We start from the raw sequence: 26,093 nt of genomic DNA on the forward strand, positions 1-26,093 counted from the left end.
GGAGTGGCTCGATGCCCACTGAGGAAGAGTTCCTCGACTACCTCCGGCGCGCCACGGCGGACCTGCGTGAGGCGCGGCGGCGCGTCCGCGAGGTGGAGGCGAAGGACCGCGAGCCGATGGCCATCGTCGGCATGGCCTGCCGCTACCCGGGTGGCGTGACGAGCCCGGACGAACTGTGGCAGTTGGTCGCCGACGGCCGGGACGGGGTGGGGGACTTCCCGACCGACCGGGGCTGGGACCTGGAACGACTCTTCTCCGTCGACCCGGACAACCCGGGTACCTCGTACACCGACAAGGGCGGCTTCCTCTACGAGGCCACCGCGTTCGACCCGGCCCTCTTCGGCATCTCGCCGCGGGAGGCCCTCGCCATGGATCCGCAGCAGCGGCTGCTGCTGGAGAGCGCCTGGGAGGCGTTCGAGTCCGCCGGCCTCGACCCGCAGCGGCTGCGCGGCAGCCGGACCGGGGTGTTCGCCGGGGTGATGTACCACGACTACGCCTCCCGGGTGCTGGACCTGCCCGAGGGCGTGGAGGGGTACCTGGGCACCGGCAACTCCGGCAGCGTCGTGTCGGGCCGGGTCGCGTACACGTACGGCCTGGAGGGGCCCGCCGTCACGATCGACACGGCCTGCTCGTCGTCGCTGGTCGCCGTGCATCTCGCCGTGCAGGCGCTGCGTCAGCGTGACTGCGACCTCGCCCTGGCCGGCGGGGTCACCGTGCTCTCCACCCCCGGCGTCTTCGCCGAGTTCTCCCGGCAGCGCGGCCTCGCCGCCGACGGGCGGTGCAAGTCGTTCGCCGCCGCCGCCGACGGCACCGGTTGGGCCGAAGGCGTCGGGGTGCTGCTGCTCCAGCGGCTCTCCGACGCGCAACGTGAGGGCCGGCGCATCCACGCGGTGATCCGGGGCAGCGCCGTCAACCAGGACGGCGCGAGCAGCGGCCTGACCACCCCGAACGGTCCCAGCCAGGAGCGGGTCATCCGGCAGGCGCTGGCGAGCGCCCGGCTCTCCCCGGCGGACGTGGACGTGGTCGAGGCGCACGGCACCGGCACCACCCTCGGCGACCCGATCGAGGCGCAGGCGCTGCTCGCCACGTACGGGCAGGACCGCACCGGCGGGGAGCCGCTCTGGCTCGGCTCGGTGAAGTCCAACCTCGGCCACACCCAGGCCGCCGCCGGGGCCGCCGGCATCATCAAGATGGTCCTGGCGATGCGGCACGGCGTCCTGCCGCGCACCCTGCACGTCGACGAGCCGTCCCCGCACATCGACTGGTCGGCCGGGGCCGTCGAACTGCTCACCGAGGCCCGGCCCTGGCCGTCGACCGGCCGCGAGCGGCGGGCCGCCGTGTCGTCGTTCGGGATCAGCGGCACCAACGCCCACGTCATCGTCGAGCAGCCCCCCGCCGTCGAGGAGCCCGAGCCGGCGGCGTCGGCCGTCGTGCCGCCGCTGGTACCGGTCCCCCTCTCCGCCCGCAGCCCCGAGTCCCTCGCCGCGCAGGCCGGCCGCTGGGCCGACCACCTGGCCGCCGACGACTCCGTCCGGCCGGTCGACGTCGCGGTGTCCGCGCTGCGCCGGGCCGGGCTGGACCGGCGGGCCGTGGTGCTCGCCGCCGACCGTGCCGACCTGCTCGCCGGGCTGCGCGCCCTCGCCGCCGACGAGCCGTCCCCTTCGGTGGTGACCGGCACCGCCGCCGCCCGGGGCCGGGTGGCGTTCCTCTTCTCCGGCCAGGGCGCCCAGCGCGCCGGCATGGGCCGCGAGCTGTACGCCGCGTTCCCCGTCTTCGCGTCCGCCCTGGACGAGGTCTGCGCGCAGCTCGACCCGCACCTGCCCCGGCCGCTGCGCGAGGTGCTGTTCGCGCCGGAGGACTCTCCCGAGGCGGGACTGCTGAACCAGACCGTCTTCACCCAGGCCGGGCTCTTCGCCGTCGAGGTGGCCCTGTTCCGCCTCGCCGGGTCGTTCGGGCTCGTCCCCGACTTCCTGGTCGGCCACTCGATCGGCGAACTGGCCGCCGCGCACGTCGCCGGGGTGCTCACCCTCGCCGACGCCGCCGCGCTGGTCGCCGCCCGGGGCCGGCTCATGCAGGCCCTGCCGGCCGGCGGGGCGATGCTCGCCGTCGGCACCGACGAGGCGGCCGTGGTCGAGTCGCTGGCCGGGGTCGCCGGCCGGATCGACGTCGCCGCCGTCAACGGCCCGGCCGCCGTGGTCGTCTCCGGCGACGCCGACGCCGTCGACGAGGTGGCCGCGTACTGGTCCGGCCGGGGCGTGCCCACCCACCGGCTCCGGGTCAGCCACGCCTTCCACAGCGCCCTGATGGACCCGATGCTCGCCGAGTTCGCGGCGGTCGCGGAGGGGCTGACGTTCCGGCCGCCCACCGTGCCGATCGTGTCGAACCTGACCGGCCGGGTCGCCGAGCCGGAGCACCTGTGCAGCCCTGGTTACTGGGTGCGCCACGTCCGGGAGGCGGTGCGTTTCGCCGACGCCGTCGACCACCTGGCCGCGGCCGGCGTCGGCACGTACGTGGAACTGGGCCCCAACGGGGTGCTCACCGCCATGGCGCAGAGCTGCCTCACCGACCCGGCGGCGGTGCTGGTGCCGCTGGTCCGCAAGGACCGGCCCGAACCCCGGGCCGCGCTGGAGGCACTGGCCAACCTGCACGCCGCCGGCCTCGTCGTGGACTGGGACGCGCTGGTCGCCGGTGGTCGCCGGGTCGACCTGCCCACGTACGCCTTCGCGCACGAGCGGTACTGGCTGGAGCCGGTCGGCCGGCTGGCCGACGTCTCCGGGGCCGGCCTGGGCGCGGCCGGGCACCCGCTACTCGGCGCGGCGGTCTCCGTCGCCGGTGAGGACATGGTGCTGCTCACCGGCCGACTGTCGCTGGCCACCCACCCGTGGCTGGCCGACCACGCGGTCTCCGGCGCGGTGGTGCTGCCCGGCACCGCGCTGATCGAACTCGCGGTGCGGGCCGGCGACGAGATCGGTGTCTCCCGGGTCCGGGAGCTGACCGTCGCCGCGCCGCTGACCCTGCCCGCCACCGGCGGCATCCGGGTGCAGGTGCGCGTCGGCCCCGCCGACGAGGCCGGTGCCCGCGCGGTGACCGTGCACGCCCAGACCGACGAGGACCCGGACGCCGGCTGGGTACGGCATGCCGAGGGCGTACTGGAACCGGCCACCGCCGACGAGCCCGGCCTCGGGCCGTGGCCGCCCACCACCGCGACCGAGGTGCCGCTCGACGACTGGTACGACGCGCTGACCGGGCGCGGCCTGGACTACGGGCCGGCGTTCCGGGGGCTGCGTCGGCTGTGGACCACCGACGGCGAGGTGTACGCCGAGGTCGCCCTGCCCGAGGAACTCGCGGGTGACGCGGGTGACTTCGCGGTCCACCCGGCGTTGCTGGACGCCGCCCTGCACCCCGTCGGTCTGCTGCTGGCCGGTGAGGGCGGTGGCCCCCGGGTGCCGTTCGCGTTCGAGGGCGTCCAGGTGCACGCCTCCGGGGCGTCGGCGTTGCGCGTCCGGCTGACCCGTCACGACAGCGTGGTCCGGCTGGTCGCCACCGACGGCGCGGGCGCCCCCGTCGTGTCGGTGGACACCCTGGTCCTGCGGGAGATGACCGGCCTGGCCACCCCCGGAGCCGCCGCCCGGTCCATGTTCGAGGTCGTCTGGCAGGCCGAGGAGGTCACGCCGGCCGACGACCTGACCGCCTGGGCGTTGCTCGCCGACCCGACCGGGGACCACCCGGTGGACCTGCCGACGTACACCGACGTGCCGGCGGTGCTGGACGCCGCGACCGGGACCGGGTCGCTGCCGCGCGTCCTGGTCCTGCCGGTGGCCGCACCGTCCGACGGGGACCTGCCCGAGTCCGTCCGGGCGACCACCACGGAGGTGCTCGCGACGGTGCAGGCGTGGCTGGCCGCCGACGCCCTCGCCGACTCGCGACTGGTGGTGCTGACCCGGGGCGCGGTGGTGGCCCGGGACACCGACCGGCTCACCGACCTGGCCGGCGCGGCCGTGTGGGGCCTGCTCCGGTCGGCCCAGTCGGAGCACCCGGAGCGGATCGTCCTGGCCGACCTCGACCGGGACGCCGACGCCGCCACCCTCGCCGTGCTGGGCGGCGTCACCGACGACCTCTCCGCCACCGGCGGTCAGGTGGCGCTGCGCGCCGACACGGTGCTGACCCCCCGCCTCGTCCGGGCCGCGCTCCCGCCGGCCGGCGACGCGCCCACCGTCGGCGACGGCACGGTCCTGGTGACCGGCGGCACCGGCGCGCTCGGTGCCCTCGTCGCGGAGCACCTGGTCACCGCGCACGGCGTCCGGTCGCTGCTGCTGGTGTCCCGGCAGGGGCCCGCCGCTCCCGGCGCGGACGCGCTCACCGAGCGGTTGACCGGCCTCGGCGCCCGGGTCGAGGTGGCCGCGTGCGACGTGACGGACCGGGACCGGGTGGCCGCGCTGGTGGCCGGCGTGCCCGGCCGGTTGGCCGGCGTGGTGCACACCGCGGGCGTGCTGGACGACGGTGTCGTCTCGGCGGTCAGCCCGGAGCGGCTGGCCGGCGTGCTGGCCCCGAAGGTCGCCGCCGGCTGGTGGCTGCACGAGGCCACCCGCGACCGGGACCTCGACCTGTTCGTGCTCTTCTCCTCCGTCGCGGGCGTCCTCGGCTCCCCGGGACAGGCGGCGTACGCGGCGGGCAACGTCTTCCTCGACGCCCTCGCCGCGCAGCGCCGGCAGGCCGGTCTACCGGCGGTCAGCCTGGCCTGGGGAATGTGGGACACCCCCGGCATGGCCGCGTCGGTGTCCGAGGCGGACCGTGCCCGGTCGACGCGGGCCGGACTGACCCCGATGACCGCCGAAACGGGTCTGGAGCTGTTCGACGCCGCCCTGGCCGGCGACCGGGCCGCGCTCGTGCCCGCCGTCGTCGACGTACCGGCGATGCGGTCGCAGGTCGTCGCCGGGCAGGTGCCGTCGCTGCTGCGGACGCTGCTCGGCGCGGTCAGCGCCCGCCGGCAGGCCGGCAAGGGCAACTGGGCCGACCGGCTGGTCGGCCTGACCCCCCAGGAGGCCCGCGACCGGGTGGACACCCTCGTCCGGGGCCTGGTGGCGCAGGTGCTCGGGCACGGCGGGGCGGAGGCGGTGCCGGCGGACCGGGCGTTCCGGGAGTTGGGCTTCGACTCGTTGACCGCCGTCGACCTGCGGAACCGGATCAACGCGGCGACCGGGCTGCGGCTGGCCTCGACGTTGGTCTTCGACTACCCGACCCCGCAGATCCTGGCCGCCCAGGTGTACGCCGAACTGGCCGGCGGCCGGGGGGCGACGGCCGCCGCGACCGAGACGGCGACCGGCACCCGCCTCGACGACCCGATCGCGATCGTGGGGATGGCCTGCCGCTACCCGGGCGGGGTGGACAGCCCCGACCAGCTCTGGGAGTTGCTGGCCACCGGTGGGGACGGGGTGGGGGAGTTCCCCGCCGACCGGGGCTGGGACCTGGAGACGCTCTTCGACCCGGACCCGAACAACAGCGGCACGTCGTACGCCCGGCACGGTGGGTTCCTGTACGGGGCGGCCGAGTTCGACCCGGCGTTCTTCGGCATCTCGCCGCGGGAGGCCCTGGCGATGGACCCGCAGCAGCGGTTGCTGCTGGAGGCGTCGTGGGAGTCGTTCGAGTCCGCCGGCCTGGACCCGGCACGGTTGCGCGGCAGCCGCACCGGTGTCTTCGCGGGCGTCATGTACCACGACTACGCCTCCCGGCTGCTCGACCTGCCCGCCGAGGTCGAGGGCTACATCGGCACCGGCACCTCCGGCAGCGTCCTGTCCGGTCGGGTCGCGTACACGTTCGGCCTGGAGGGGCCGGCCGTCACCGTCGACACGGCCTGCTCCTCGTCGCTGGTCGCCCTGCACCTCGCCGTGCAGGCGCTGCGGTCGGGGGAGTGTGACCTGGCCCTGGCCGGTGGCGTGACGGTGATGGCCACCCCGGGCACGTTCATCGAGTTCTCCCGGCAGCGGGGCCTGTCGGCCGACGGGCGGTGCAAGTCGTTCGCCGCGTCGGCGGACGGCACGGGCTGGGGCGAGGGCGTGGGCGTCCTGCTGGTGCAGCGCCTCTCCGACGCGCAGCGCGACGGCCGGCGGATCCTGGCCGTGGTGCGCGGGACCGCCGTCAACCAGGACGGCGCGTCGAACGGCCTGACCGCGCCGAACGGGCCGTCGCAGCAGCGGGTGATCCGGCAGGCCCTGGCCAACGCCCGGCTGACCGTGGCGGACGTGGACACGGTGGAGGCGCACGGCACCGGCACCACCCTCGGCGACCCGATCGAGGCGCAGGCGCTGCTCGCCACGTACGGGCAGGACCGGCCGTCCGACCGGCCGCTGCTGCTCGGGTCGGTCAAGTCGAACCTCGGGCACACCCAGGCCGCCGCCGGTGTGGCCGGTGTGATCAAGATGGTCCTCGCGATGCGGCACGGCCTGGTCCCGCCGACGCTGCACGTGGACGAGCCGTCCCCGCACGTCGACTGGTCGGCCGGCGCGGTGGCGCTGGCGACCGAACCGACGCCCTGGCCGCAGACCGGTCGCCCGCGCCGGGCGGCGGTCTCGTCGTTCGGGATCTCCGGCACCAACGCGCACGTCGTGCTGGAGCAGGCCCCCGAGCCCACCGTCGTCGCCGAGTTCACCCCGGGCGTCGCCGCCGACGCCGGGCTCGTCCCACTGGTGCTCTCCGCCGCCGACCGGACCGCCCTGCGGGAGCAGGCCGTCCGGCTGCGCTCGCACCTCGCCGCGCACCCCGAGATCGAACCGGCCGAGGTGGCGTCCGCGCTCGCCACCACCCGGGCCGGGTTCGCGTACCGGGCCGTCGTGCTCGGCCGGGACCAGACCGAGCTGGCCCAGGGCCTGACCGCGCTCGCCGACGGCGAGGCCGTCCCCGCCGTGGTGACCGGCACCGCCCTGCGCAACACCAACCCCGTCTTCGTCTTCTCCGGGCACGGCTCGCAGTGGCCCGGCATGGCCGTCGAGCTGATGGACACCGCGCCGGTGTTCGCCGCGTCCATCGCCGAGTGCGAGGCCGTCCTCGCGCCCTGGGTCGACTGGTCGCTGACCGACGTGCTGCGCGGTGCCGACGGGGCTCCGCCGCTGGTCGCCTCCGGCGTCGTCCAGCCCACCCTGTGGGCGGTGATGGTCTCCCTGGCCCGGCTGTGGCGTTCGCTCGGCGTCCGGCCGGCCGCCGTGGTCGGACACTCCCAGGGCGAGATCGCCGCCGCCTGCGTGGCCGGCGCGCTCTCCATCGAGGACGCCGCCCGGATCGTCGCCCTGCGCAGCCAGGTGCTCGCCGACATCGTCGGCCAGGGCGGGATGCTGTCGGTCTCGCTGCCCGTCGACCGGGTCCGCGAGCTGATCGAGCGCTGGGACGGCCGCCTCTGCGTGGCCGTCGTCAACGGCCCCGGGTCGGTCGTGGTCGCCGGCGACCCGGACGCCCTCGCCGAGCTGACCGCCGCCTGCGCGGCCGACGGGGTGCGCACCCGCGCCATCGACGTCGACTACGCCTCCCACTCGCCGCACGTCGAGGCCGTCCGGAACCGGCTCGTGGCCAGTCTCGACGGGATCACCGCCCGGCCCGCCGAGGTGACCTTCTACTCCGCGCTGGCCGGCCGGCCGACCGACACCACCACCCTCGACGCCGGCTACTGGTACCGCAACCTGCGCGAGACGGTGAACTTCGAGCAGGCCGTCCGCAGCCTGCTCACCGACGGCCACCAAGTCTTCCTGGAGGTCGGCCCGCACCCGGTGCTCAGCTTCGGCACGCAGGAGACCATCGACGCCAGTGGCCACGACGCGGCCGTGGTCAACACCCTGCGGCGCGGCGCGGGCGGCCTGCCTCGCCTGCTCACCGCCCTGGCCGAGCTGCACGTGCGCGGGGTCGAGGCCGACTGGACCGCCGTCTGCGGGACCCCCGGCGGCCCGCCCGTCGCCCTGCCGACGTACGCGTTCCACCGGCAGCGGTACTGGCCGGAGACCCCGGTCCGGTCCGGTCCGGCGTCCACTGTCGACGACCCGGCCGACCGGCAGTTCTGGGACGCCGTCGAGCGGGCCGACGCCGACGCCCTCGCCGCCGCGATGCGCCTCGACGCGACCGAGGTCGGCAGCCTTGGCGACGCCCTGCCCCTGCTCTCGTCATGGCGGCAACGCCGCCGCGACGAGACCACCGTGGACGGCTGGCGCTACCGGGTCCAGTGGAAACCGCTGACCCAGGTGCCGCACACCGCGCTGCGCGGCACCTGGCTGCTCGTGGGGTCCACCGCGCACGCCGGTCACCCGCTGGTCGGGCAGGTCGTGCAGGCGCTCGGCGAGGCCGGGGCGGACGTGCTACCGCTGACCGTCGACGACCCCGACCGGCCGGTGCTCACCGCGCGCCTCGCCGACCTCGACACCGCCGCCGTCACCGGCGTGCTCTCCCTGCTCGCCCTCGACGAGGACGACCACGCCGACCGGCCGGTCGTCCCCGTCGGTCTCGCCGGCACCCTCGCCCTGGTGCAGGCCCTCGGCGACCTGGGGATCACCGCACCGCTCTGGTGCGCCACCACCGGCGCGGTCTCCACCGGCCGCGCCGACCCCCTCGACCACCCCCGGCAGGCCCTCGTCTGGGGACTGGGCCGGGTCGTCGCCCTGGAGCACGCCGATCGGTGGGGTGGCCTGGTCGACCTGCCGGCGAAGCTGGACCGGCGCTCACGCAACCGGCTCGCCGCCGCGCTCGCCGGGATCGGACACGAAGACCAGGTCGCGGTCCGCCCCTCCGGGCTCTTCGCCCGCCGACTCGCCCGCGCCGAGGCGGACCCCAACCGCCCGGCCACCGGCTGGCAGCCGACCGGCACCGTCCTGATCACCGGTGGTCTCGGCTCGCTCGGCGCGCACGTGGCCCGCTGGCTGGCCCGCGCGGGCACGTCCCACCTGGTGCTGACCAGCCGGCGGGGCCCGGAGACCGCCGGGGCCGCCGAGCTGGAGGCCGAGCTGACCGGACTCGGCGCCCGGGTGACCGTCGCCGCCTGCGACGTGGCCGACCCGGACTCGCTGCGGGCCCTGCTGGACCGGCTCGCCGCCGACGGCACCCGCCTCGACGCGGTGTTCCACGCCGCCGGGGTCGCCGCCGCCGGCCCGATCGCCGACACCGACCTGACCGGGCTGGCCGACGCCCTGCACGCCAAGGTCACCGGCGCGGTCAACCTCGACGCGCTCGTCGGCGACGTCGACGCGTTCGTGCTCTTCTCCTCCGGGGCCGGTGTCTGGGGCGGCGGCCTCCAGGGCGGCTACGCCGCCGGCAACGCCTTCCTCGACGCCCTCGCCGAGGACCGCCGCCGTCGGGGCCGGGCGGCCACCGCCGTCGCCTGGGGAGCCTGGGACGGCGGTGGCCTGGTGGAGTCCGAGGGCGCCGCCGACCACATGTTCCGCTCCGGGGTCCGTCCGATGCGGCCCGAGCTGGCCGTCTCCGTGCTGGCCGACGCTCTCGCCCACGACGAGACCGCCCTCACCGTCGCCGACATCGCCTGGGACCGGTTCCACCAGACCTTCGCGATGACCCGCCCCCGGCCGCTCGTCGAGGACATTCCCGAGGTGGCCCGGAACCTGGCCGCCCGGACCCGCGACGACGAGGAACCGGCCGACGCGTCCCCGCTGCGCGGCCGGCTCGCCGGTCTCGCCGAACCGGAACGCCGCCGTACCCTGCTGGACCTGGTCCGGGTGCACGCCGCGGCGGTGCTCGGACACGCCTCCGCCGACGCCGTCGGCCCGGACCGGCCGTTCCGGGAGATCGGCTTCGACTCGCTCAGCGCGGTGGAGATGCGCAACCGGCTCGGCGAGGCCGTCGGGCTGAAACTGCCCGCCACCCTGGTCTTCGACCAGCCCACCCCGACGCTGCTCGCCGGCTGGCTCGCCGACCGGATCCTCGGCGTCACCGCGCAGGTCGACGCACCCACCCGGGCCGTCAGCGCGCTCGACGAGCCGATCGCGATCGTCGCGATGAGCTGCCGCTACCCGGGCGGGGTGCAGAGCCCCGAGGACCTGTGGCGGCTGGTCGCCGAGGGGCGGGACGCCATCGCCGCGTTCCCCGCCGACCGGGGCTGGGACCTCGACGCCATCTACGACCCCGACCCCGACACCCCCGGCACCTCGTACGTGCGCGAGGGCGGGTTCCTCACCGACGTCGGCGGGTTCGACGCCGGCCTGTTCGGCATCTCGCCGCGCGAGGCGCTGGTGATGGACCCGCAGCAGCGGCTGCTGCTGGAGACCGGCTGGGAACTGTTCGAGCGGGCCGGGATCGCCCCCGCCGACATGCGGGACAGCAACACCGGCGTCTTCGTCGGCACCAACGGCCAGGACTACGCGACCCTGCTGATGGCCGCGCGGGCCGAGACCGAGGGCTACCAGGCCACCGGGAACGTCGCCGCGGTCCTCTCCGGACGGCTCTCCTACACCTTCGGCCTCCAGGGACCGGCGGTCAGCGTCGACACCGCCTGCTCGTCGTCGCTGGTCGCCCTGCACCTGGCCGTGCAGGCGCTGCGCGCCGGGGAGTGCGAGACGGCGGTGGCCGGCGGCGTGACCGTGATGGCCACCCCCGGTCCGTTCCTGGAGTTCGCCCGGCAGCGGGGCCTCGCCTCGGACGGGCGGTGCAAGTCCTTCGCCGGGGCCGCCGACGGCACCGGCTGGGGTGAGGGCGTCGGGCTGGTGCTGCTCCAGCGCCTCTCCGACGCCCGTCGGGACGGCCGGAAGGTTCTCGCCGTGGTGCGTGGCTCCGCCACCAACCAGGACGGCGCGTCGAACGGGCTCACCGCCCCCAACGGCCCCGCCCAGCAGCGGGTCATCCGGCAGGCCCTGGCCAACGCCCGGCTCGACCCCGCCGACGTGGACGTCGTCGACGGCCACGGCACCGGCACCCGGCTCGGTGACCCGATCGAGGCGCAGGCGCTGCTCGCCACGTACGGGCAGGACCGGCCCGCCGACCGGCCGCTGCTGCTCGGCTCGGTCAAGTCGAACCTCGGCCACACCCAGGCCGCTGCCGGGGTCTCCGGTGTCATCAAGATGGTGCTGGCCCTCCAGCACGACGTGCTCCCGCCCACCCTGCACGTCGATGAGCCGACCCCGCACGTGGACTGGTCCGAGGGGGCCGTCACGTTGCTCGCCGAGCCCACCCCGTGGCCCGAGGTGGACCGTCCGCGCCGGGCCGCCGTGTCGGCCTTCGGGGTCAGCGGCACCAACGCCCACGTCATCCTCGAACAGGCCCCCGAGCCGGACGAAGCGGCGGAATCCGACGTCGACGCCACCCCGGCCGGCACCGCGCCCACCGCCCTGCCGCTGCTGCCCTGGCCGGTCTCCGGCAACGACGAGGACGGACTGCGCGCCCAGGCCGCCCGACTGGCCGACTGGGCCGCCACCGGGTCCGCCACCGACCACGCCGTGGCCCGTGCGCTGGCCACCGGTCGGTCACACCTGCGGCACCGCGCGGTGCTGCTCGCCGCCGACCGGGACACGTACCTGGCCGGGCTGCGGGCGCTCGCCGCCGGGCAGGGCCACCCGGCCCTCACCCGGGACGTCGCCGAGCCCGGCGGCACCCTCGCCATGCTCTTCTCCGGCCAGGGCGCCCAGCACGCCGGCATGGGACGCGGACTGTACCGGACGTTCCCGGTCTTCGCCGCCGCCCTCGACGAGGCATGCCAGCACCTCGACGCGCACCTGCCCCGGCCGCTGCGCGAGGTGCTCAACGCCCCCGAGGGCAGCGAGACGGCCGCCCTGCTCGACCAGACCGTCTTCACCCAGGCCGCGCTCTTCGCCGTCGAGGTCGCCCTGTACCGCCTGGTGGAGAGCTGGGGGATCACCCCCGACCTGGTGGCCGGGCACTCCGTCGGCGAACTCGCCGCCGCCCACGTCGCCGGTGTGCTCACCCTGCCGGACGCCTGCACCCTGGTCGGGAACCGGGGACGGCTCATGCAGGCCCTCCCGGCCGGCGGCGGGATGCTCGCCGTCGCCGCCGGGGAGGCCGAGGTGCGCGACCTCCTCACCCCGTACGCCGACCGGGTGGCCGTCGCCGCCGTCAACGGCCCGGCCGCCGTGGTGGTCTCCGGCGACGTCGACGCGCTCAGCGAACTGGCCGAGCAGGTCACCGCCCTCGGCGTACGGGTCAAGCGGCTCAGCGTCAGCCACGCGTTCCACAGCCCGCTGATGGAGCCGATGCTGGCCGGGTTCGCCGCCGTCGCCGCCACCATCGACTACGCCGCCCCGACCATCCCGCTGGTCTCCAACCTGACCGGCCGGGTCGCCGACCCCGACGAGATCCGCACCCCCGACTACTGGGTGCGGCACGTCCGGGAGGCCGTCCGCTTCGCCGACACCGTCACCCACCTGCACTCCCTCGGGGTGGGCGCGCTGCTGGAGGTCGGCCCGGACACCGTGCTCACCGCCCTGGCCGCCGAGGCCCTGCCGGACGACGGCCGCACTCTGGTCACCGGCCTCCAGCGGCCCGGCCGTGACGAGGTGGCGACCCTGCTCGGCGCGCTGGCCCGGCTGCACTGTCACGGCGTACCGGTCGACTGGGCGGCGCTGCTGCCCACCGCCGACCCGGTCACCCTGCCCACGTACGCCTTCCGGCACCAGCGGTTCTGGCCGGTCGGTGACGGCACCGTGGTCGGCGCCGCCGCGCCGGCACCGACCGCCGGCACCGTCGACGAGGCGTTCTGGGCGGCGGTGACCGCCGAGGACGGCGACGGGCTGGCCGCCCGGTTCGGCGTCGACCCCGACCAGCCGCTCCGCGCCCAGCTGCCCACCCTCGCCCGCTGGCACCGGCAGCGGCAGACCGACGCGCTGGTCGACGGGTGGCGCTACCGGATCACCTGGCCGCAGCGGCAGCCCACCGCCGGCCCGGTCACCGGCGACTGGCTCCTGGTCGTCCCGGAGGGGACGGCCACCGGAACCGGCGACCGGATCGCCGCGCTGCTCGAAGCGCACGGCGGCACGGTCCGCACGGTGACCGTCGACCCGGCCACGGCCACCCGGACCAGCCTGGCCGGGATCCTCACCCCGGGCAGCGGCACCCCGTCCCGGGTGGTGTCGCTGCTCGCCCTCGACGAGCGACCCCACCCCGACCACCCGGCAGTCCCCGCCGGACTGACCGGCAACCTCGCCCTCGTCCAGGCGGTCACCGACGCCGCCCCGGCCGGACCGCTCTGGCTGCTCACCCGGCAGGCCGTCAGCACCGGACCGGGCGACCCGATCGCCCACCCCGCCCAGGCCACCACCTGGGGACTCGGCCTGGTCACCGCCCTGGAACACCCCGCCCACTGGGGCGGCCTGCTCGACCTGCCGGCCGAGCTGGACCCGAACGCCGAGGGGCACCTGCTCCGGGCGTTGACCAACACCGACGCCGAGGACCAGCTCGCCGTCCGTCCCCTCGGACTGCACCTGCGGCGGCTCGCCCGGGCCGCCCGGGGCGACCTGCCCGACACCCCCGCCTGGCAGCCGCCCGGCACGGTGCTCATCACCGGCGGCACCGGGGCGATCGGCCGGTACGCCGCCGCCTGGTTCGCCCGGCACGGCACCCGCCGGGTGATCCTGGTCAGCCGGCGCGGTGGCGACGCCCCCGGCGTCGCCGACACCCTGGCCGAGCTGACCGACCTCGGCGCGCAGGGCCGCGTCGTCGCCTGCGACCTGGCCGACCGGGACGCCGTCGCCGCCCTCGTCGACGGGCTGCGGCGTGACGGCGAGACGGTGCACGCCGTCGTGCACGCCGCCGGGGTGGGTCGGCTCAACCCGGTGAGCGCGGTCGACACCGACGAACTCGCCGACGTGGTGGCCGGCAAGACCGCCGGCGCCCGGCACCTCGACGAGTTCCTCGACCCCGACGACCTGGAACTGGTCGTCTACTTCTCCTCCATCGCCGCCGCGTGGGGCGTCGGCGACCACGGCGCGTACGCCGCCGGCAACGCCTTCCTCGACGCGTGGGCGCAGTCCCGGCCCGCCGGGAAGGCCCGGGTGGTCTCGGTCGACTGGGGACCGTGGTCCGGCGGTGGCATGGTCAGCGACCAGCACGCGGTGGCGATGAGCCGGCGCGGGGTGTCCCTGCTGGACCGGGAACCCGCGATGGCCGCCCTGCGCGCGGCGATCGAGGGTGACGGCACGGTGCTCACCGTCGCCGACGTCGACTGGTCCCGCTTCGCCCCGGTCTTCGCCTCCGCCCGGCCCCGTCCGCTCATCAGCGACCTGCCCGAGGTGGCGGCGCTGCGGACCGGACCGGATCCGGCCGGCGACGGCGGCGACGAGGCCCTCACCGGCCTGCGCAAGCAGCTCGCCGACCTCACCACCGCCGAGCAGAACCGGCTGCTGGTGGACCTGATCCGCACCGCCGCCGCCGAGGTGATCGGCCACGACAGCCCGTACGCCCTGGAACCCGACCGGCCCTTCCGCGACCTCGGCTTCGACTCGCTGACCGCCGTGGAGCTGCGTGGCCGGCTGGCGAAGGCCACCGGGCTCAGCCCGGCCAGTTCCGTGGTGTTCGACTACCCGACCCCGCAGGCCCTCGCCGAGCACCTGCGCGGCGAACTGGTCAGCGAGGCGTCCGTGGAGGCGCTGCCCACCGTCGAGGAACTCGACCGGCTGGAGGAGGCGCTCGCCGGCCGCGAGGCCGACGACATCGGCCGGGTCCGGATCACCATGCGGCTGCACCGGCTGCTGGAGCGCCTCGGTGCCGCCGAGCGGGGTGGCGGCGAGCGGAGCGACGGGGCGGCCGACGTGGCCGACCGGCTGCGGACCGCCAGCAACCAGGAGCTTTTCGATCTTTTGGACAGGGACCTCGGGCTCTCCTGAGGCACGCGTCACGTACCGCTGCAGAACGAGGAAGTGAGACAACCATGGCGAACGTGCCGGTGGAGAACGAGGGTCCCCGCCCGACCATGTCGGACGAGGAGCGGCTCCGCGAGTACCTGACGCGGGTCGTCGCCGAGCTGCACCAGACCCGCCAGCGGCTGCGTGAGGTCACCGCCGAGGAGTCCGAGCCGGTGGCCATCGTCGCCATGAGCTGCCGTTACCCCGGCGGCATCAACTCACCCGAGGAGCTGTGGCAGTTCGTCTCCGACGGTGGGGACGCCATCGGCGGCTTCCCCACCGACCGGGGCTGGGACCTCGACCGGCTGCACCACCCCGACCCCGACAACCCCGGCACCTCGTACACCGCGTCCGGTGGCTTCCTCGACGCCGCCGGGCAGTTGGACGCCGCCCTGTTCGGCATCTCGCCCCGCGAGGCCGTCGCCATGGACCCGCAGCAGCGGCTGTTGCTGGAAGTGAGCTGGGAACTGTTCGAACGCGCCGGCATCGCGCCGCTGTCGCTGCGCGGCAGCCGTACCGGCGTCTTCGTGGGCACCTCCGGCCAGGACTACGCCGCCGTCATGCACCGCGCGCCCGGCGTCGAGGGGTACGTCCTCACCGGCACCGCCGCCAGCGTCGTCTCCGGCCGGATCGCGTACACGTTCGGGCTCGAAGGCCCCACGGTCACCGTGGACACCGCCTGCTCGTCGTCGTCCGTCGCCGTCCACCTCGCCTGCCAGGCCCTGCGCGAACGCGAGTGCGGCCTGGCCCTGGCCGGCGGGGCCACCGTGATGGCCACCCCGAGCGCCTTCGTCGAGTTCTCCCGGCAGCGCGGTCTCGCCTCCGACGGGCGCTGCAAGTCGTTCGCCGCGTCCGCCGACGGCACCGGCTGGGGGGAGGGCGTCGGCGTCCTGCTGCTCGAACGCCTCAGCGACGCCCGCCGCAACGGCCACCCGGTGCTCGGCATCATCCGCAGCTCCGCCGTCAACCAGGACGGCGCGTCCAACGGGCTCACCGCCCCGAACGGTCCGGCCCAGCAGCGGGTCATCCGGCAGGCCCTGGCGAGCGCCAAGCTCACCCCGGACCTGGTGGACGTGGTCGAGGCGCACGGCACGGGCACCACGCTCGGTGACCCGATCGAGGCGCAGGCGCTGCTCGCCACGTACGGGCAGGACCGGGGCGACGCCGCCCCGCTGCTGCTCGGCTCGATCAAGTCGAACATCGGACACACCCAGTCCGCCGCCGGCATCGCCGGGATCATCAAGATGGTCCACGCCATGCGGCACGGCGTCGTCCCCGCCACCCTGCACGTCGACGAGCCGACCCCGCACGTCGACTGGACGGCCGGCGCGGTCGACCTGGTCACCGAACCGACCCCGTGGCCGGCCGTCGACCGGCCGCGCCGGGCCGCCGTCTCCTCGTTCGGGATGAGCGGCACCAACACGCACATCATCCTCGAACAGCCCGAGGACGTCCCCGCCGACGCCACCCGGCCGGAGCTGTCCGCGCCCGCGCCCGTACTGCTCACCGGCCGCACCCGTACCGCGCTGCGGCAGCAGGCCGAGCGCTGGGCCGGGCACGTCGCCGCCGACGCCGACCTCGACCCGGTCGACGTCGCCTGGACCTCGGTGGTCTCCCGCTCGCCACTCGAACACCGGGCCGTGGTCTTCGCCGCCGACCGGGACGACCTGGCCGCCGCGCTGCGCGGACTCGCCGACGACCGCCCGGTGTCGGAGGCCGTCGTCGGGGCTGCCGGTGCGACCGGTGAGGTCGCCTTCGTGTTCCCGGGTCAGGGTTCGCAGTGGGTGGGGATGGCGGCGGAGTTGCTGGAGACGGCTCCGGTGTTCGCGGAGAAGCTGGCGGCGTGTGCGGAGGCGTTGCGTCCGCATGTGGATTGGTCGCTGCTCGATGTCGTGCGCGGCATCCCGGACGCGCCGTCCCTGGACCGGGTCGACGTGGTGCAGCCGGCGCTGTTCGCCGTCGGGGTGTCGCTCGCGGCGCTGTGGCAGTCGTACGGGGTCCACCCCTCGGCGGTGGTGGGTCACTCGCAGGGGGAGATCGCCGCCGCGCACGTGGCGGGGGCGTTGAGCCTGGACGACGCGGCGGCGGTGGTGGCGTTGCGGAGCCGGGTCATCGCGGAGATGGCCGGTGCCGGTGGGATGGTGTCGGTCGCGACCACGGCCGACGAGGCGACCGTGACGATCGCCCGCTGGGACGGTCGGGTCGCCCTCGCCGCCGTCAACGGGCCGACTTCCGTGGTCGTCTCCGGTGACGTGGCCGCCCTCGACGAGTTGGTGGCGCACTACGAGTCCCAGCAGGTCCGGGTGCGTCGGGTGCCGGTGGACTACGCGTCGCACTCGGCGCACGTGGAGCCGTTGCGGGAGCGGCTGGTGGAGCTGTTGGCCGGGTTGTCTCCGCAGAGCGGGCAGGTGCGGTTCTGGTCGACGGTGGTGGGGGAGTGGCTGGACACCACCGGTCTGGACGCGGAGTACTGGTACCGCAACCTGCGGCAGACGGTCCGGTTCGACGAGGCGGTGCGCAGCCTCGTCGCCGCCGGCTACGCCACGATGATCGAGGTCAGTGCCCATCCGGTGCTGACCATGGCGATGCAGGAGACCGTCGAGGCCGTCGCCGACGCCGCCGTCACGGTGACCGGGAGCCTGCGTCGGGACGAGGGCGGCCTCGACCGCTTCCACCGCGCCCTCGCCGAGGTGTACGTGGCCGGGACGCCGGTCGACTGGCAGCCCGCCTTCGCCGGTGGCTCCGGACGCCTGGTCGGCCTGCCCACCTACCCGTTCCAGCGCCAGCACTACTGGGTGCCGGCGGAGGAGCCCGCCGCTCCCGCCACCGCCACCGGCCTGCTCGACCACCGGTTCTGGGACGCCGTCGAACGCGCCGACCTGGACGGCCTGCGCGGCACCCTCGCCGTCGACGACGCCGAGGCGATCGAGTCGCTGCGCACCCTGCTGCCCGTTCTCGCCGGCTGGCGACGCCAGCAGCAGGAACACTCCCTGCTCGACGGCTGGCGGTACCGGGCCGACTGGCAGGTGACCCCCGAACCGACCGCCGCCCGCCTCGACGGCACATGGCTGCTGGCGCTGCCCGCCGGCCTCGACGACGACCCGGCGGTGCACGACGTCCGGTCCGCGCTGACCCAGGCCGGAGCTGACCTGCTGCCGCTGACCGTCGGACCGGACGCCGACCGGGCCGGGCTCGCCGCGTCCCTGGCCGGCGCCGACGTCGCCGGGGTGGTCTCCCTGCTCGCCTGGGAACAGCAGGCCGGTGAGGGTGCTGTCCTGCCCGGTCTGGCCAGCACGCTCGCCCTGACCCAGGCACTCGGCGACGCCGGCCTCGACGCGCCGCTGTGGCTGGTCACCCGGGGAGCGGTCGCCGTCGCCTCGTACGACCGGCTGGCCGACCCCGGTCAGGGCGCGATCTGGGGCCTCGGCCGGGTGATCGGCGTGGAGGCTCCGCACCGCTGGGGCGGCCTGGTCGACCTGCCGCCCCGACTCGACAGCCGGGCCGCCAGCCGGCTCGCCGCCGTCCTCGCCGGGACGGACGGCGAGGACCAGCTCGCCGTACGTGCCTCCGGGGTCTTCGTCCGCCGCCTGGTCCGCGCCGGCCTCGGCGACCGTCCCCCGGTCCGGCGCTTCACGCCCACCGGCACCGCGCTGATCACCGGCGGCACCGGCGGCCTCGGTGCCCGGGCCGCGCGCTGGCTCGCCTCGGCCGGTGTCGAGCACCTCGTGCTGGTGAGCCGGCGCGGCCCCGACGCCCCCGGCGCCGCCGAGCTGGCCGTGGAGCTGCGCGACCTCGGTGCCCGGGTCACCGTCGCCGCCTGCGACGTCGCCGACCGGTCCGCCCTCGCCGCCCTGCTCGACCGGGTCCAGGCCGACGGCCCTCCGGTACGTGCCGTCCTGCACACCGCCGGCGTCTCGCAGACCACCCCCCTCATGGCGGTCACCCCCACCGAGCTGGCCGAGGTGGCGGCCGGCAAGGCCACCGGTGCCGCGCACCTGCACGACCTCCTCGCCGACCAGGACCTCGACGCGTTCGTCGTCTACTCGTCCATCGCCGCCACCTGGGGCAGCGCCGGTCAGGCCGGCTACGCCGCCGGCAACGCCTACCTCGACGCGCTCGTGCAGCAGCGACGGGCCGACGGACGCGCCGGCACCGCCATCGCCTGGGGTTCCTGGGGCGAGGGCGGCATGCACACCGCCGACTCCGACCGGAAGTTGCGCGACCGGGGGGTGCCCCCGATGGACCCGACCGTCGCGATGAGCGCCCTCTCCCAGGCCCTCGACCACGACGACGTCACCCTTACCGTGGTCGACGTCGACTGGTCCCGGTTCGCCCCCACGTACGCCTCCGCCCGGCGTCGGCCGCTGTTGGAGGGCGTACCGGAGGCGAAGGCGGCCCTCGACGGCGGCGCGCCGCTCGACGCGGGGGAGGAGGACGGCGTCGCGGCGACGCTGCGCCGCCGACTGGCCGAGCTGACCCCGGACCGGCGGGAGGAGACCCTCACCGACCTGGTCCGGGAACTCGCCGCCGACGTGCTCGGCCACGACGACGCCACCGCGATCCCGGCCGGCACCGCGTTCCGGGACCTCGGCTTCGACTCGCTGACCGCGGTCGAGCTGCGCAACCGGCTCGTCGCCGCCACCGGACAGCCGCTGCCGGTGACCCTGGTCTTCGACCACCCCAACGCGGTGGTGCTGGCCCGCTTCCTGCTGGCCGGACTGGTCGGCGACACCGTGGCCGCCACCGGGACCGTCGCCCCGTCCGTGGTGGCCGGCGACGATCCGGTGGCGATCGTGGCGATGTCCTGCCGCTTCCCGGGCGGCGTCACCGACCCGGAGCAGCTCTGGCAGCTCGTCACCGACGGCGTGGACACCGTCGGCGAGTTCCCCACCGACCGGGGCTGGGACCTCGACCGCCTCGTCGACCCCGACCCGGAGAAGCCCGGCACCACGTACACCGACAAGGGCGCCTTCGTGTACGACGCGGCGGACTTCGACTCCGCCTTCTTCGGCATCAGCCCGCGTGAGGCGCTGGCCATGGACCCGCAGCAGCGGCTGGTGCTGGAGTCCTCGTGGGAGGTGCTGGAGCGGGCAGGGGTCGTTCCGGGGTCGTTACGGGGTTCACGAACAGGGGTGTTCGTGGGCACGAACGGTCAGGACTATAGGTCCCTGTTGGTGGTGGCCGGCGACCAGGTCGAGGGGTTCGGCGGCACCGGAAACGCGGCGAGCGTGGTGTCGGGTCGGGTGGCGTACGCGTTGGGGTTGGAGGGGCCTGCGGTGTCGGTGGACACGGCGTGTTCGTCGTCCCTCGTCGCGCTGCACCTGGCCGTGCAGGCGCTGCGTCAGGGGGAGTGCGACCTCGCCCTGACCGGTGGCGCGACGGTGATGGCGACCCCGGGCCTGTTCGTGGAGTTCTCCCGGCAGCGTGGAATGGCCGCCGACGGGCGGGTCAAGGCGTTCGCTGCGGCGGCCGACGGCACCGGCTGGGGTGAGGGCGTCGGCATGCTGCTCCTCGAACGGCTCTCCGACGCGCGGCGTAACGGCCACCCCGTGCTGGCGGTGGTACGTGGCTCGGCGGTGAACCAGGACGGCGCGTCGAACGGGTTGACCGCGCCGAACGGCCCCTCCCAGCAGCGGGTGATCCAGCAGGCGCTGGCGTCGGCGGGGCTGTCTCCGCGTGACGTGGACGTGGTGGAGGCGCACGGCACCGGCACCACGCTCGGTGATCCGATCGAGGCGCAGGCGTTGCTGGCGACGTATGGGCAGGACCGGGAGACTCCGCTGTTGTTGGGGTCGGTGAAGTCGAACATCGGGCATACCCAGGCCGCGGCTGGGGTGGCCGGTGTGATCAAGATGGTCCTCGCGATGCGGGAGGGTGTGGTTCCGGCGACGCTGCACGTGGACGCCCCGTCGCCGCACATCGACTGGTCGGCCGGCGACGTGGAACTGGCGACCGAGAACCGCCCGTGGCCGGCGGTGGACCGGCCGCGCCGGGCGGCGGTGTCGTCCTTCGGTGTCTCCGGCACCAACGCACACACCATCATCGAGCAGGCGGCCGACGAGGCCGCGCCGCCGGCGCAAACCGCACCGGGCCTGGTGGACGCGGACGTGACGGTGTGGCCGGTGTCGGCGCGGACGAGGACCGCCCTGGCCCGTCAGGCGGCCCGGTTGGCGCGGCACGTGCGCGGGCACGACGGAGCGGAGCCGGCGGCGGTCGGCTGGTCGCTGGCCACCACCCGGTCGACGTTCGAGCACCGGGCCGCCGTGGTCGGCACCAGCGTCGAGGAACTGCTGTCCGGCCTGGACGCGCTGGCGACCGGGGCGTCGGCGAAGAACGTGCTGACCGAACCGGCCGGCGAGACCGGGTCCGGGGTCGTCTTCGTCTTCCCGGGGCAGGGTGGTCAGTCGGCGCGGATGGCGGCCGGCCTGGTGGGCCGGTGTCCGGTGTTCGACGCGCGGTTGGCCGAGTGTCAGCGGGTGTTCGCGCCGTTCCTGGATGTGGACATCGTGTCCGTGTTGACCGGTGATGACGAGTCGTGGTTGGACCGGGTGGAGGTGTTGCAGCCGGTTCTGTTCGCGGTGGGTGTCGCCCTCGCCGAGGTGTGGCGGCAGGCGGGGGTGGTTCCCCGGCTCGTGATCGGTCATTCGCAGGGTGAGATCGCGGCGGCGTGTGTGGCGGGTGTCCTGTCGTTGGAGGACGCGGCGAAGGCTGTGATTCTGCGTGCCCGGGCTCTGGCTGGGCTCGCGGGGACCGGGGCGATGGCGGCGGTGGATCTGCCCGCCGACGAGGTCGCGGCGCGGCTGGTCGATCGTCCCGAGGTGGTGGTGGGGGTGGTGAACGGGCCGGCGACGGTGGTGGTTTCCGGTCCGCCGGAGCAGGTGGCCGCGCTGGTGGAGGAGTTCCAGGTCGAGGGGGTGCGGGCGCGGCCGATCCGGTTCAACTACGCGTCGCACTCCCCGGCCGTGGAGCAGGTTCGCGAGCGGATGCTGGCGGACCTGGCGGGCCTTGCCCCCATGCCGGGGCACACGCCGCTGGTGTCCACCCTGACCGGTGAGTGGGCCGAGCCGACGGTGATGGACGGGTCGTACTGGTACGAGAACCTGCGGAATCCGGTGCGGTTCGACGCCGCGGTGCGGACGGCGGTCGAGGCGGGGCACACCGTGTTCGTGGAGGTGTCGGCGCATCCGGTGTTGACGATGCCGATCGCGGCGATCCTGGAGGATGCCGGGTCCGCCGGTCACACGCTGGGGACCCTGCGTCGGGGCGACGACGACCCGGCGCGGCTGTTGACCAGTCTGGCGACTGCCCACGTCCTCGGCCTGCCCGTCGACTGGACGAGGGTCCTCCCGCCGGCACCGACCGTCGACCTGCCCACCTACGCCTTCGACCGGGAACGGTACTGGTTGCAGGCCCCGTCCAACCGGGCACGGGACGTCGGCTCGGCCGGCCTCCAGGACGCCGGGCACCCGCTGCTCGCCGCCGCCGTACCGGTCGCCGACGACCAGACCGTGGTGCTCACCGGACGGCTCTCCGTGCACACCCACCCGTGGCTGGCCGACCACGTCGTCGGCCGGACGGTGGTCGTTCCCGGCACCGCCCTGATCGACATGGTCGTCCGGGCCGGCGACGAGGTCGACGCCGGCCAGGTGGGCGACCTGGCCCTGATCAGCCCGCTCGTGCTGCCGTCCACCGGTGCGGTCCAGGTGCAGGTGCGCCTCGGAGCACCCGGAACAGCCGGCGAGCGCGGCGTCACCGTCCACTCGCGCCCCGAGGAGGGCGGCGACGGGGAATGGATCCGGCACGCCGAGGGGCTGCTGCTGCCGGAACTCCCCGCGCCCGTGACGGTGTCGGGGGAGTGGCCGCCGGCCGGCGCCGTCGAGGTCGACACCGACCTGGACGCCTGGTACGCCCAGTCGGCCGAGGACGGCCTCACCTACGGCCCCGCGTTCCGGGGACTGCGTCGGGTGTGGCAGCGCGACGACGAGGTGTACGCCGAGGTGGCCCTGCCCGACGCGGTGGTCGCCGACGCCCCCCTCTTCGGCCTGCACCCCGCCCTGTTCGACGCGGCGCTCCAGGCCACCGGTCCCAGCCGCCTGCTCGGCAACCCGACGGACCCCGCCGGCACCGGCTGGCTGCCGTTCGCCGTCCGCTCGGCCAGCCTGCACGCCCAGGGCGCCACCCGGCTGCGGGTGCGGCTGCGGTCCCTCGGCCCGGACACGATCGCCGTCTCCCTGACCGATCCGGCCGGGCAGCCGGTCGCCTCGGTGGAGTCGCTGACGTTCCGTCCGGTCGGCGCCGACCGGGCCGACGAGACCGCCGCGCTGCGCCGCAACGCCCTGTTCCACCTGGACTGGACGCCCCTGCCGGCGACCGACGCCCGCACCGGGAACACCGCGCGCTGGGCGCTGCTCGGGGCCGACCCGCTCGGCCTGGCCGACACCCTGACCGCCGCCGGGCACCCGGTGACCGGTCATGCCGACCTGGCGGCGCTGGTCGCCGCACTGGACGACGGAGGTGACGTACCGGAGATCGTGGTCGACCTGCGGGTCGACGCGGAGACCGACCCGGTCCGGGCCGACGTGGACGCGCACGACGCGGCCCGCGACGTCCTGACGCTGCTCCAGAGCTGGCTCGCCGAGCCTCGGCTGGAGCAGGCCCGGCTGGTCCTGCACACCCGGGGCGCGGTCGCCGCCGCGCCCGGCGAGGCTCCCCGCGACCTCGCCCGCGCCGCCCTGTGGGGACTGGTCCGGTCGGCGCAGTCCGAGAACCCCGGCCGGTTCACGCTGCTCGACACCGACGCCGCCGCCTCCTCCCTCACCGCGGTCCCGGCCGCGGTCGGCTCCGGAGAGGGACAGCTCGCGGTCCGCGACGGTGCCGTCCTGGTGCCCCGGCTCGTCCGGGCCCGGGAGGCCGGGGCGCTGGCGCTGCCCGGCGACGGGACGCCGTGGCGGCTCGACGTCACCGAGAAGGGCACCCTGGAGAACCTCGCCCTGCTGCCCGTCGCGGCGGAGGCCGGCGAGGTGCCGGCGGGCCACGTCGTCGTCGGGATGCGCGCCTCGGGGCTCAACTTCCGGGACGTGGTGCTGGCCCTCGGCATGGTGCCCGACCAGGAGGTGCTGGGCAGCGAGGGCGCCGGCGTGGTGCTCCAGGTCGGCCCCGGCGTCACCGGTCTGGCCCCCGGTGACCGGGTCATGGGCATCATCTCCGGTTCGTTCTCCACCGTCGCGGTCACCGACCACCGCATGCTCACCCGAATCCCCGACGGCTGGTCGTACGCGGAGGCGGCGGCCGTACCGGTGGTCTTCCTGACCGCCTGGTACGGGCTGGTCGAACTGGGCCGGCTGACGGCCGGGGAGTCGGTGCTGGTGCACTCGGCCGCCGGTGGTGTCGGCATGGCCGCCGTGCAGATCGCCCGCCACCTCGGCGCGGAGGTCTACGGCACGGCCAGCCCCGGCAAGTGGCCGGCGCTGCGGGCCACCGGCTTCGACGACGCCCACATCGCGTCCTCGCGGACCCTCGACTTCGTCAACGAGTTCCTCGCCCGCACCGAAGGGCGCGGCATGGACGTGGTGCTCAACGCGCTCAGCGGCGAGTTCGTCGACGCGTCCCTGCGGCTGCTGCCCCGGGGCGGCCGGTTCGTCGAGATGGGCAAGACCGACAAGCGGGACCCGGAGCGGATCGCGGCCGACCACCCCGGCGTCGGCTACCAGGTCTTCGACCTCCTGGTGGCCGGCCCGGATACGATCGCGCGGATGCTCGACGAGCTGATGGCGCTCTTCGCCAGCGGCGCGCTGCGGCCTCTGCCCCGGCGCACCTGGGACGTCCGTCAGGCTCCCGAGGCGTTCCGGTTCCTCAGCCAGGCCCGGCACGTCGGCAAGCTGACCGTGAGCATCCCGCAGCCGCCGCTGCTCGACGGCACGGTGCTGGTCTCCGGCGCCACCGGCACCCTCGGCGGGCTGCTCTGCCGGCACCTGGTCACCGCGCACGGGGCCCGGAACCTGCTGCTGGTCAGCCGGCGCGGCCCGGACGCCGCCGGTGCGGACGAGCTGCTGGCCGACCTCAAGGCGCTCGGCGCGGACGTGTCGATCGTCGCCGCCGACCTGGCCGACCCGGACGCGGTCGACCACGTGTTGTCGCTGGTGGACGCGCGGCACCCGCTGCGCGCGGTCGTGCACACCGCCGGTGTGGTCTCCGACGCCACCGTCGAGTCGCTCACCCCGGAGAGTCTCGCCTCGGTGCTGCGGCCGAAGGTCGACGCGGCCTGGAACCTGCACCGGGCCACGCTCGACCACGAGTTGACCGCGTTCGTGCTCTACTCCGCCGCCGCCGGCCTGATGGGTGGGCCGGGCCAGGGCAACTACGCGGCCGGCAACGCGTTCCTCGACGCGCTCGCCGAGCACCGGCGAGCGCTGGGTCTGCCGGCGGTCTCCCTGATCTGGGGCCTGTGGGCGCAGGCCAGTGGCATCACCGGGCACCTCGACGCGGTCGACCTGCGGCGGTTGGAGCGCAGCGGCCTGGTGGCTCTCGGCAACGACGAGGCCCTCGCCCTGTTCGACGCGGCCTGGCGCTCGGAGCGGGCGGTGCTGATGCCCGCGAAGATCAACACGTCGCTGGCGTCCTCCGGCGCCCCGGTCCATCCGCTGCTGGCGGCCCTGGTGCGTCCGGCCCACCGGCGGGCTGCCGCCGCCGAGGCGGCCGGTGGGCAGGCGTTCGTCGACACCCTGCGTGCCCTACCCGCCGAGAAGCGGGAACGCGCCCTGCGCGACCTGGTGCTGTCGCACGTCGCCGTGGTGCTCGGCCGGGGCGACGCGGCCGGCATGGAACCCACCCGGGCGTTCCGGGAACTCGGCTTCGACTCGCTCACCGCGGTCGAGCTGCGCAACCGGATCGGGGCGGCCACCGGGCTGCGCCTGCCGGCGACGCTGGTCTTCGACAACCCCACGCCGGCGGCGCTCGCCGCCTACCTGGGCACGCAGTTCGACCTCGCCGACACGGCCGCCCCCGACCCGTCGGCGGGCGTCGGACGGGAACTCGACCGGCTGGAAGCGGCGCTCGACGGGCTCGACCCGACCGGCGACGAGTTCCGCCGGATCACCGACCGGCTGCACGGCCTGCTGGACCGGCTGGCCGACCGGCGGGCCGACGCCGACGGCGACGACGACCTGGAGTCGGCCACCGCCGAGAACATCTTCGACCTGATCGACCGCGAGCTGGAGACATCGTGACCGCCAGCCGCAACGACCACGGCATGCCGAGTGAGGT

2 protein-coding genes are annotated in these 26,093 nt (G+C 75.5%); both read left to right on the forward strand.

Translation table 11 applies throughout. The features are described 5' to 3' along the window. Positions 1-11 precede the first annotated feature (11 nt). Positions 12-14,813: a type I polyketide synthase gene (locus tag GA0070618_RS24435; RefSeq protein WP_088983707.1), complete on the forward strand. Its 14,802-nt coding sequence runs from the start codon at positions 12-14 to the stop codon at positions 14,811-14,813. Positions 14,814-14,857: 44 nt separating this feature from the next. Further along, entirely contained in the window at positions 14,858-26,056 is an 11,199-nt protein-coding gene (locus GA0070618_RS24440; RefSeq protein ID WP_231931439.1) for a type I polyketide synthase, read from the forward strand. The last annotated feature ends 37 nt before the right edge of the window (positions 26,057-26,093 follow it).

This window comes from Micromonospora echinospora, from assembly GCF_900091495.1.
GTDB classification, from domain to species: Bacteria; Actinomycetota; Actinomycetes; order Mycobacteriales; family Micromonosporaceae; genus Micromonospora; species Micromonospora echinospora.

Coding starts and splice junctions, on each gene's coding strand:
- GA0070618_RS24435 (WP_088983707.1), top strand. CDS start 12: ATGCCCACTGAGGAAGAGTTCCTCGACTACCTCCGGCGCGCCACGGCG.
- GA0070618_RS24440 (WP_231931439.1), top strand. CDS start 14,858: ATGGCGAACGTGCCGGTGGAGAACGAGGGTCCCCGCCCGACCATGTCG.